Here is a 10,935-nt window from a genome sequence, read left to right on the forward strand (position 1 = left end):
AGCGGCAACCACGGACTCCCCGGCCCACACGCCCCGGTGGCCCCTCACCCCGCCGGCGGCCGCCGCCCCGACAGCACCTCGCCGTACGCCTGCATCAGATCCGGCAGCCGCAGCGTCGCCAGATCGTCCCGCGTCGGCACCGTCGCATAGCCGGAGAGCCGCAGATCGCGGTAGGCGCAACTCTTCTCGTACAGCGTGCGCAGGAACCGGCCGTTGCCCAGCTCGTCGAGCCAGCCCTGGTCGACGACGTGGCCGCTGATGGAACGCAGCTCGTCGAGCGACTCCTCGTCCCACGCGTCCCCGTTCTCCGCGGCCAGGACCTCACCGATCGAGGTGAGTTCCAGCGGGCGGTAGCTGGGGAAGTCCACCCGGGTGGTGAACCGCGAGGACAGCCCGGGGTTCGTGGCCAGCAGCCGGTCCATGCCCTCCGGGTATCCCGCCAGGATGACGACGAGGTGGTCCCGGTTGTCCTCCGCGCGCTTGAGGAGGACCTGCAGGGCCTCGTCCCCGTACGCATCGCCCTTGCTGTACCCCGTGTTGGAGAGGCTGTACGCCTCGTCGACGAACAGCACCCCGCCCAGCGCGGAGTCGATCAGCTCATTGGCCTTGACCGCCGTCTGGCCCAGGAACTCGCCGACCAGGTCCGCCCGTTGGGCCTCGACCAGATGGTCGCCGCCGAGCAGACCCAGCGCGTAGAACACCCGGCCCAGGATGCGGGCCACCGTGGTCTTCCCGGTGCCGGACGGTCCGGAGAAGACGAAATGCCGTTTCGGCGGCTGTACGGGCAGGCCCTGGCCGGCCCGCAGCCGCGCCATGTTCAGCTGCGCGGACAAGGCCTTGACCTGACGTTTCACCGGTTCCAGCCCGACCATCCGCTCCAGCTCCGCCAACGCCTCGGCGAGGAGCACCGGATCGCTGGGGCCCGCCGGGAACGGCTGCGGCGCCGGCCGGCCCGGTACCGCGGTCTTCTCCCGCGCCCCGCCCGGCGGCGGTGACGCCCCGACCCCGGGCAGGTCCTGCGGCTCACCGCCGGGGCGCAGCTCCCGCCCGTCCACCAGACCGGTGCCCAGCATCGAGTCGCCGTCCGGCTGGGTCTCCGCGAAGGTGCCGTCGACGCCCAGGCCGGTCAGGGACACGGCGGCCAGGCCCGACACCTCGTCGGAGCCGTCGAGACCGTCGTAGTCCGCGATGGCGGCCAGCCGCGCCGAGGTGTCCATGAACGCCGGATCGATCCGGTGCACCGCCCGGTACAGGGGCAGCGCCGCCGCGCTGCGCCCGGTTCCCTCGTGCGCGCGGGCCAGCCAGTAGCGCAGCTCCTTGCGCTGCGGCTGCTCGCTGCGGCAGCGCATCAGCGCGGTGGAGAGCAGCGGCTCGGCCTGTCCGTACATCTCCAGCCGGACCCGGGCCATTCCGCCGAAGAGGCCCGCCTCGATGCCCAGCAGCGGATCGTCGATCAGCTGTTCCGTATGGCGTACGAGCTGCTCCCAGTCCTTGACCAGGTAGGAGCGGCAGGCGTGCAGGAAGCGGACCTGCGCGTCGGCGTCCACCGGCGGGAGCCCGGCCAGCGCCCGGTCGAGCTCCGGCACATGGCGTCCGTCCAGCCAGTGCGAGGCGTGCGCCAGCAGCAGGTCGCGCGGGCTCTCCAGCACCGGCTGCACCCACCAGCCCAGCCAGTACCAGGAGTTCAGCGTGCGGCGATGGCGGCCGCGCTGCTCGCCGAAGCGGTCGCGATGGCGGTACATGTGCAGCAGCGCCGTCGTGGTGTCGACCCTCAGGGCATGAAGGCCCAGCCAGGCGTCCGCCATGCCGGGATCGAGCCGCACCGCAGTGCTGAATTCCTCTTCGGCCTGCGGATAGGCGCCCATCGTGTAGGCGTCCACGCCGCGCAGCCAGGCGAGGTCGGCCGGGGCCTGTGCGCCCTGCGTGCCGATGTCCATCTGGTCCCCCACAAACCGTGCCCCCAGGATGTCCCGCCGCACGACTGCCCGCCGAGGCGCGCCGAATCACTGTGCCGTGGACGGGAATTGACCGCACCGAGAGGCATCGTACCTGCGCAGGGAGTGTCCGACTAAGGGCGCCGCAGGCCGAAGGGAGACCGTGACTCACGGTAAGCGGAATGAGGTGAACGGCGGCCGGAAACGGGCACCGGGCACAGAACGAAGCCCCCGATCACGGGGGAACAACCGGGGGCTTCGCGTCTGCGGGGGCTCCGAAAAGCCGCACATTGAGAACGTAAGACCTGTACCGCCCCGGGTCAAGCAGAGTTGAGGCACTTCCGGGCCGATTTCCGACTGCTCAGTATGGCGGTGCGAAATGATCACGTTGGGTGACGGAGCGGTTCGCTCCTGCTGTCGCGCCGGATCCCTTCAGCCACTCGTACCCCACAGGCAACTGCCGTACCAGCGCATCGGCCGAGGGGCGGGAGGGATCGGCCGAGAAGTGAGCCATTTCGGCTGCCGTCCAGCCGTCCCAGAACGCCGTCAGGGCCGGCCCGTCCCGACGCCGGCCCCGCTCCCAGGACTCGGCGGAGGGCAGATCCATCCACAACAGGTGTGCGAGGAAGGGGCGCAGGGCCCGCCGGCCGGCGCCGACCCCCTCGACCAGAACCACGGGGGCGGGTTCCAGGACGCGCGGCGGCCCGAAGCCCCGGGCCGTCCAGTCGTACGGCTCGTAGCGTGCGGGCGCGCCGTGCGACAGCGGTCCCAGGACCTGTTCCCGGAGCCTGTCCGTCCAGTCGAAGAACTCCTCGTGGGTGGCCAGATCGTCCAGGTGCAGTACGGGTGCGTCGTCGAGCACCGCCGCGAGCCGGGCGGCGAAGGTGCTCTTGCCCGATCCCGCGTGGCCGTCGACGCCGATCAGCCGGACGGGTCCGCAGGACGGAGGCAGGGTGCGCAGCCGCGCGGCGTGGAGCGAGAGGTCGTTCATCCGTCCAGCCTACGAGCCGGTGCGAAGCCGCCGCAGGTCACGCCAGTGGTCGAGACCAATATTGGTCGAGCGGCACGAGGAGAATCGCTGGCCGAACCGGGGGACGACCCGCAATAGTTGGCGCACTGTCGTGCACCCGCAGCCCCATTCCGCTTACGACCGGGGGTCTCGCCCATGCCCAGTCCGACCTCACGCAGAACAGTGCTCACCGCCGCCATCGCGGCAGCGGCCGGCGCCGGAGCGGTGTCGTCCACCGCCTCCGCGGCGGCCGCCGCTCCCTATCGTGTCCCGCACCACGCACCTTCGGCGGCAGCCTCTCCCGTGGACAACCACTCCTGGAGTACGTACACCGACTGGCGCTGCGGCTCCGGCGCCGGAACCCGTGCCGTCGCCGGCCGCCGGGCGGGCCTGGCGATCGGCCACCCACTGGGACGTACCGACTACACCGACCCGCACACCGGCACGACGTCGGCCTGGGAGTACGCGACCTGGACCTCACCCGTCCACCGCTCCGCCGTCCCGGCCACCGAGGCGATCGCCTCCTGGAACGCGCACACGCCGGCCGGCACCTGGATCCAGATCGAACTCCAGGGCGGCTACTCGGACGGCACCGGCACCCCCTGGTACGTCATGGGCCGCTGGGCGGCGGGCGACGGCGACATCCGCCGGACCTCCGTCGACGACCAGGGCGACGGCAAGAGTTCCATCTGGACCGACACCTTCTCGGTGGACGACGCCGCGAGCGGCCTGCGGCTCCTGACCTACCGGCTGCGGCTGACCCTGTACCGCACCCCGGGAACCCGGCTCACCCCCACGGTGTGGCGGGTGGGCGCGATGGCCTCGGACATCCCCGACCGCTTCACCGTGCCCGCCTCCGTCCCCGGCCTGGTCCGGGAACTGCCGGTGCCGCGCTACTCGCAGAACGTGCACGTGGGCCAGTACCCCGAGTACGACAACGGCGGCGAGGCGTGGTGCAGCCCCACCTCCTCGCAGATGATCATCGAGCATTGGGGCCGCCGGCCCACCGCCGAGGACCTCGCCTGGGTCGAACCCGGACTCCAGGACCCGCAGGTCTGCCACGCGGCGCGCTTCACCTACGACAACCAGTACGAGGGCTGTGGCAACTGGCCGTTCAACGCCGCCTACGCGGCCACGTACGAGGACATGAGCGCCGTGGTGACCCGACTGAGCTCGCTGAAGGACCTGGAGACCCTGGTCCGGGCGGGAATCCCGGTCATAACGTCGCAGTCGTTCCTCAAGGAGGAGCTGACGGGCGCGGGGTACGGCACCTCGGGCCACCTGATGACCGTGATCGGCTTCACCGCGGACGGCGACGTGATCGCCAATGACCCCGCGTCACCGAGCGACGAGGCGGTCCGCCGTGTCTACCGGCGGCACGAGTGGGAGACGATCTGGCTCCGCACGAAGCGCTATGACGCGAACGGGCAGGTCAGGGGTGGTACAGGCGGGGTCTGCTACGTCTACTGGCCGTCTGGGCCAGCACCGACTCAGCACCGTGCTCTGCGGTCGCTGGGCCTGCTGTGAGCATGTAGGGGCCCACGGCCACCTCGACCGCCTGGCGGCGGCGCTCGTGGCCGTCCTGCGTGAGGTGGCCGTACCGGTCCACCGTGGCCTTGATCGAGCGATGCCCGAGCCGGCGGGACACTCCGTGGATACGCCGCTCGTCAAGGTCACGGTGGTCGGCGTACATGTCTTCTCGCTTGTCGTTCTTTGCCTTGATGGCCGAAATCGGCCGTGTGACGCCTGCTGGGCCGCGCCCGACCCAGCCGGTCAGCGGGCCGAGACGGGATGCGGACAGCGTGGGAGCGCCGGGCGCCCCTTCGTCCGGACGGCGGGCAGCCAGGCCATGGCCCGCACGCCGGCCCGTGGAAGGCGAACACGGAACCAGAGGGAGGACTGCAGGTCCTCCTCGTCCGTGATGGACTCGCCGTCGGGTAACTGGCAGTAGGCGTCGAGGACATCACCGTGCCACACGCGTGTCGGGACGACGTTCGCGGCGGTGTACGACCGCAGCGGATCGATCGCCAGGCCGAGACTGCACTGCGGATCCCGGTCCGTACGGTTCTGGCAGCCACTTTGGGCGTTGAACACCCTTATTTGGAACGGGGGTTCGCTGGTCGCCCCTGGCGACCCGGACGATCCCTCCCGTCCGGCGGACGACCAGATCGCCGCGCCCACCCCTCCGAACACCGTGACGACCAGGACGGCGGCGCGGATCCAGCGCCGCAGGCGGGACGAGCCGCTTCCGCAAGCGCGGCCGGTCCCGCCGGACTGCTGGGCCGTGATCCGCGCGAGCAGGCTGTCGGCCGTATGGGCGGCGCGCGCGGCGTGGGTGGGGGCGAGGCAGTCGGCGGCCAGGGCGCGCCAGAACTCCGGAACCGCGTTGTCCATCCGTAAGGGTGCGCGCCCCTCGGCATACTCCTGGACGGCGGCACCACGCGACACCGGCGTAGCGCCGGGAAACGGCGAGGCACCGAACGCGAACACCTCGTGAATCACGATGCCGAGGGCCCAGATATCGGCACTCGGCCGGATCTGCACCCCCAGGTCCCCGAGCGGGGCCTTCCACCGCTCGGGCGGGAGATAGTCAGGGGTGCCCATCGGCGGCGCGTGACCGTGCGTCCCCGTCAGTTCGGTGGCGAGCCCGAAGTCCGCGAGTTTCACCGAACCGTCCTCGCCGATGAGGACGTTCTCGGGCTTGAGGTCGGCGTGCACCCAGCCGGTCCGATGCAGATGGGCCAGCCCCTCGCAGATGCCCGCGATCAGCCGGCCGCCCTCGGCTTCCGTCACCATGGCGTCGAGGAGGTCCCGCAGCGTGCACCGGCCACGCTCCATGACCAGGACGATCGCGCCGTCCAGGGACGGGTGTTCCGGTGCGCGGAGGACGACGGAGTCCAGCAGCCGCACGAGCCGCGGATGCTCTGCCCGGCGGCCGATCTCGACCTCGCGCCTGGCGGCTTCGGCCAGTCTGCGGGCCTGGCGCGGCGCGAGTCCGGCGGTCGACATGACCTTGAGCGCGACCTCGCCCCGTACCGGGGCCCGGCCCACCGCCGCCCGGCCTGCCGTGGCCACTGCCTTGTCCTCGTCCCGGCCGGCGCCGTCCGGGCTGTCCGGGTGATCACGGGAGGATCGTCCGGCGTAGACGGTCGCCCAACCACCGGCCCCGATCGGCTCGGTGACCACCCACTCTCCGATCCGGTAGCCCCGGGGCAGATGGTCCGTCTGGTCGCTTCCCCATGATGCGCCCCGGCTCGGCACCACCGTCACGTCCTCCACTGTCCCCGCGGGGCGGGTCCGGCCCGAGGGGGTAACAGCGCGAGATGCTCCTCCCGGACGATGCCGAACCGCAGGACGAGTCCGACGACGGCTTCGCGTTTGCCGTTCCGGCGGTCCTCCCGGCGGCCCTCGGCCTCCGTGGGGGAGCCGATCCTCAGCTTCTCCGCAGCGAGGTAGTCGATGTGCGAACTGACGGCACGCGGTGTCAGTTTGACGCAGGCCGCGTGGCCCCTGAGCCGCTCGACGATCTGGGGGGTGGTCGGCACCGCGACCGGTGACTCGTCACGCAGCCAGGGTTCGCAGAGCGCGACCAGCACCAGGAAGTACGTGGCTGTCTCGTCCAGGGAGTACGCCGTGACCGTGAGGCTCTCCCCTGAGCCGCAGGTGCCCTCCGGGTCCAGATAGACGTGGGCGGGCGCGAACACCTGGAAAGAGACCGTGGTGTCGTGGCGCGTGGGCAGCACCACCCGGGAGAACTCGAACGGGATGGGCGCTCCTACACGCCGTGGCGGCACCCGCAGGTACTCGCCCGCCCCTTCCGGATTCTCCACAAGGTAGCTGTGGGTCGAGCTGTGGTTGGTCAGCTGCCAGTGGTCGTCGGTCACCCGGATCTCCCCCGCGAGGCGGGATATGGCCGCGTCGGCGAGACGCAACTCGACCGGCGTCCTCGCGGAGCCGCGGCCGAAACGCGCGCCTTCCCCCGGGCCGAGCCTGAAGGTCACCGCGTCGCCGTACGGCTCCCCGTCGACGACACCGCCGCTCCCCTGCGGCAGATGAACGACAATGCCGCTCACCACTCCCCCTGTCACGCGAGTGAACAGTTGCCCTGCACACCGAACGCTACCGCGTGTGTGGAGGAATTCACCGCCTTGCGTTGGCCACTTCTGTGACCGGCCGACGCGGTCGGCAAGAGCCCGGAAAAGGGCGAAAGGGGCTGTTCGGTACGAGGCACAGGGGCGGAATTCGATGAGATCGTCGAGGCCGTCCCGGGCGCGGCCGTCCGGAGTCCGTCAGTACGCCGGACGGCAGCCCGTCAGTAGGTGGGACTGCCCGAACGGACGGGTACGACCGGGTGATCGCCGAACGCCGTCCACGGGCGCCAGCCGGCACTGGGTTGTACCTGCACACGGGTGCGTACACGGCCGTCGGTTGTGACGGCGAACAGGTGGATCCGGCCGGTGGCGTCGGCAGCGGCGGTCGGTGCGGCGGCGAGGCGGACTCCGGGCTCACCGAAGCTCTCCTCGGACCCCCAGCCGCCGCCGGGCGCGACCTGCCACCGGTGGTTGAGGCGATCACCGCCGGGCGAGAGCGCAAAGGCCTCCAGTCTGCCGTCGGCACCAGGAGCGAGCACCGGGGTCACCGCCGTCCAGCCGAAGAGCGGCTGCCAGTCCTCCCAGGCGCCGCTCGGCACCGCCTGCCGCCGGCAGAAGGACGCCACGCCGGACGGGGCCATCGCGACGACGGTGAGTCTGCCGCTTCCGTCGAGGCTCACGCGCGGCGTGGCGCCGGCTGCGGTGCCGAAGCGGTGCCACGCGGCCCAGCCACCACTGGGTGACTCCTGCCAGCGGTGGAAGATCCCGGAGCCACCGGGCGAGAGGGCGAAGACCTCGAGGCGGCCGTCGGCGTTGGCCGCGACGACCGGCGGTCCGCCCGCCGGCCCACCGAACCCCGGGTCCCACGCGTCCCACGTCAGCGATCCGGGCGACCCCTGCCGCCGCTGCGCGATGGCGGTGCCGCCGGGGCTCAGCGCGAAGACCTCCAGCCGGCCGTCGGCGTTGCGCCCGACCGCGGGGGCGGCCCCCGCCGGGCCGCCGAACTCCTCCCAGTCGTGCCAGCCGCCGTCGGGCCGCTGGACCCTGTGGTGCAGGCTGGCTCCCCCCGGGGCGAGGGAGAACACCTCGAGCCTGCCGTTGGTGTTGCGGCCGAGGGTGGGAACCGCTCCGGCCGGTCCGCCGAAGGGCTCCCACTCCGACCATGTGTCGGAGGCCGGGTCGAGCTGGACGCGCCGGAGTACCGAACGGTCTGCCGCGTCGAGCGCGAACACGGTCAGCCGGCCGTCGACGTCCAGGGCCGCGACCGGGTTATCCGTGCTCTGCCAGGGAGGTGGTGTGTTCCGCCAGGACAGGGGCGCGAGGTGCAGGCCCTGCTGGAACCATCCCGCGGCGCTCGCGTACCACTCCTGCCCGTCGGCGACCGGTTCGACGGCATGACCGGGTACATGGCCCGCGTAGCCGTCGAGGGCGAAGTGGAACGGGTCCCGGGACGCGAGGACGTCGGTGCCCTCGTAGCCGTTGCGCGGCCCGATGAGCAGGTAGTACCAGCCGTCCCGTTCGACCACGAACGGCGACTCGGTGACCGACACGGTGGCTTCGGTGGTCTCGTCGGTGTACGCCGTGCCCGGCTCGCTCCAGCGCACCAGGTCGTCGGACCGGCGGAAGGACACGATGTGCCGGCCGCCGGGGCCGGACAGTTCGGTGTAGTACATCACCCATTCGCCGCCGATCCGCAGCACCATCGGGTCACGCGCCACGAGCCCCCGGAACAGCGGGCCCGACGGTACGCGGGTCCAGGAGAACAGGTCGGCCGAGGTGGCGAGGTTGATGGCGGCCCCGTCCTGGCCACCGGCGGCGTAGAACATCCAGAACGTGCCGTCTGCCTCGACGACGTGCGGTGCCCACAGGTGTTCCTCCCCGTGGTACGAGGGATCGACGGTCAGCGCGTCGGGGTGCGTGGTCCACGGGCCGTGCGGGTCCGGTGCGGAGGCGTGCGCGAAGGCGAACTCGGCGGCACTGTCCGGGGCCTCGCCGGGGGGCGCGCTGTCGCCGACGATGCTGAACAGGTGCCATCGGCCATTCGCCTTGATCAGGGTGTGGTCGTTGAGATAGCGCCGCCGTCCGGGCGTGGAGGGGTCGTAGACGTGGGTGAAGGGACCGGCACCGATCCATTGGTGGGGCTGGACGGGCTCGGCAGCGAACGCGGGCCGTCCGGTGTACAGGAGCGCGCCCGCGCCCGCTCCCGCCGTCGCCCGCAGCACGTGCCGTCTGCTGATCGGATGCATGCTGTTCTCCAGTGAGGACCGCGGCCGGCTGAACCGGCCGGCCGCGGTTTCCGGTTCAGTTGACGGGTGGGCCGGCGGTGTTGTTGAGCCAGGACCAGTCGGACCATGTGGAGAATCCGGTCTGCCACCTGTGGTAGACCCCTGCGTGGCTTGTTCCGAAGACTTCGATGCGGCCGTCGGCGTTGGCTGCGGTGGTGATTTCGGTGCCGGCTTCGCCGAAGTTCTCCCATGTTCCGTAGGGTGCGTTGACGCCGGTCTGCCAGATGTGTTGTGCGACAGTGTTGTTGATCGCGAATACTTCGACTCGGCCGTCCGGTGTCCGCTCACTGGTCAGTTGGGAGTCGGCGGGGCCGCCTGTGCTTTCCCATCCGGACCAACTCGTGGGGTTCGTCTGGTATTTGTGGAAGACGCCTACCGGGCCGGATGCGAAGATCTCGAGTCGGCCGTCCGCGTTGTGGTCCACGGTCAGGTCGTGTCCGCCGTCACCGAATGTTTCCCATGGGGACCAGCCGCCGTTCACCGCGGTCTGGTATTGGTGCTGGAATACGTCACCGTTGAGTGCGAATGCCTCCAGTCGTCCGTCCGGTGATTTCCCCATTTCCACGCGGCCGTTCGCGGGTCCGCCGCCGGTCGGTTCCCAGTCGCCCCAGCCGCCGCTCGGGGCGGTCTGGTATTTGTGGAAGAGGCCGACCGGGCCGGATGCGAAGACCTCGATCCTGCCGTCCGCGTTCACGCCGGCGGCAAGGTCACGGCCGCCTTCGCCGAATGTCTCCCAGCCCGACCAGTCGCCCGAGGGTGACAGTTGATAGCGGTGCTGCAGTGTGTTTCCGTTGAGGGCGAACGTCTCCAGGCGTCCGTCCGCGTTCGGGGCGATCGCCAGCTCCGCGCCACCCGGACCGCCCAACGGCTCCCATGCCGACCAGTCACCGTTCGCCTGGAGCTGCCACGCGTGATACACGCCGTCGGCACCTGCCGCGAACGCCTCCAGCCGCCCGTCGGCCGACAGCGCCGACACCACCCGGCCGGACTCCGCCGGATACACCAACGGCGTGGGGCCGGGTTCGCCGGGATGCCCGAGGCGGTCCACCGCAGCCTGCGCCTCGTCCATGTGCCGCCAGTGCATGCCCTGGTTGTAGGTGGACCAGGGCTGCCAGTTCGCACCGCCGGAGGAGATGTCGAAGGCCGCGTTCGCGTTGCACTGGGCGTCGTAGGCGCAGGCGTCGTCGACCTCGGCGTGCCAGTAGTTGTTGATCTGCCACAGACCGCGGTCGGTGGAAGGCGGCGTGTTGTTCTGGACGTTGGACGCCGACGGGTTGCAGCTGGACTCCGCGAGGGCGACGGCGACGGCGGTGACCAGACCGTCGCCTCGGAAACCGGCGTTGTAGCCGACCTGGGCGCACAGGTCACTCGGGGCGGCGTACGCAGGCGAGGCGCCGACGAGAACACCCGCCGCGAGAAGTAACGAGGCAAGCGCCGACAGGATGATGCGATGGGGAGCTCGGGAGGAGCGCCGACTGCTGCTCAACTGCTGTCTCCTTCGAAGGTGGTGCCGAAATGCCGGTTCAGTTGACGGGTGGGCCGGCGGTGTTGTTGAGCCAGGACCAGTCGGACCATGTGGAGAATCCGGTCTGCCACCTGTGGTAGACCCCTGCGTG

The 10,935-nt window shown here is 70.9% G+C and carries 7 protein-coding genes; 1 reads left to right on the forward strand and 6 read right to left on the reverse strand.

Features of this window, described 5'->3' with window-relative positions; genetic code table 11:
* Positions 1-44: 44 nt before the first annotated feature.
* Complete coding sequence (locus AB0I52_RS23370) at positions 45-1,937, reverse strand: AAA family ATPase (protein ID WP_363075531.1); 1,893 nt, start codon at positions 1,935-1,937, stop codon at positions 45-47.
* A 358-nt stretch (positions 1,938-2,295) separates the two neighbouring features.
* Positions 2,296-2,925 (reverse strand): hypothetical protein, encoded by a 630-nt coding sequence (locus tag AB0I52_RS23375; RefSeq protein ID WP_363075533.1) that lies wholly within the window; start codon positions 2,923-2,925, stop codon positions 2,296-2,298.
* Between the two features lie 174 nt (positions 2,926-3,099).
* Here AB0I52_RS23375 and AB0I52_RS23380 point away from each other — a divergent pair, with 174 nt between their 5' ends.
* Positions 3,100-4,470 (forward strand): peptidase C39 family protein, encoded by a 1,371-nt coding sequence (locus AB0I52_RS23380; protein WP_363075535.1) that lies wholly within the window; start codon positions 3,100-3,102, stop codon positions 4,468-4,470.
* Between the two features lie 246 nt (positions 4,471-4,716).
* Here AB0I52_RS23380 and AB0I52_RS23385 read toward each other — a convergent pair whose 3' ends face one another.
* The 4 genes from AB0I52_RS23385 to AB0I52_RS23400 form a co-directional block, all read right to left on the reverse strand.
* Entirely contained in the window at positions 4,717-6,213 is a 1,497-nt protein-coding gene (locus tag AB0I52_RS23385) for a serine/threonine-protein kinase (protein WP_363075537.1), read from the reverse strand.
* Positions 6,210-7,016 carry a serine/threonine protein kinase gene (locus AB0I52_RS23390; RefSeq protein WP_363075539.1) on the reverse strand — a complete coding sequence of 269 codons (807 nt, stop codon included), beginning with the start codon at positions 7,014-7,016 and terminating at the stop codon, positions 6,210-6,212. Before AB0I52_RS23390 ends, AB0I52_RS23385 begins: the two co-directional genes overlap by 4 nt.
* Positions 7,017-7,255: 239 nt before the next feature.
* Positions 7,256-9,280, reverse strand: a complete 2,025-nt coding sequence (locus tag AB0I52_RS23395; protein WP_363075541.1) for a family 43 glycosylhydrolase — start codon at positions 9,278-9,280, stop codon at positions 7,256-7,258.
* A gap of 55 nt (positions 9,281-9,335) precedes the next feature.
* A complete protein-coding gene (locus AB0I52_RS23400; RefSeq protein ID WP_363075543.1) occupies positions 9,336-10,805 on the reverse strand; it encodes a hypothetical protein in 1,470 nt (489 codons plus the stop codon).
* Positions 10,806-10,935 lie beyond the last annotated feature (130 nt).

It is taken from the genome of Streptomyces sp. NPDC050423 (assembly GCF_040655445.1).
Taxonomy (GTDB): domain Bacteria; phylum Actinomycetota; class Actinomycetes; order Streptomycetales; family Streptomycetaceae; genus Streptomyces.

Bases quoted from the DNA above. Each gene is read 5' to 3' on its own strand.
- AB0I52_RS23370 (WP_363075531.1), bottom strand. From the start codon at position 1,937: ATGGACATCGGCACGCAGGGCGCACAGGCCCCGGCCGACCTCGCCTGG.
- AB0I52_RS23375 (WP_363075533.1), bottom strand. From the start codon at position 2,925: ATGAACGACCTCTCGCTCCACGCCGCGCGGCTGCGCACCCTGCCTCCG.
- AB0I52_RS23380 (WP_363075535.1), top strand. From the start codon at position 3,100: ATGCCCAGTCCGACCTCACGCAGAACAGTGCTCACCGCCGCCATCGCG.
- AB0I52_RS23395 (WP_363075541.1), bottom strand. From the start codon at position 9,280: ATGCATCCGATCAGCAGACGGCACGTGCTGCGGGCGACGGCGGGAGCG.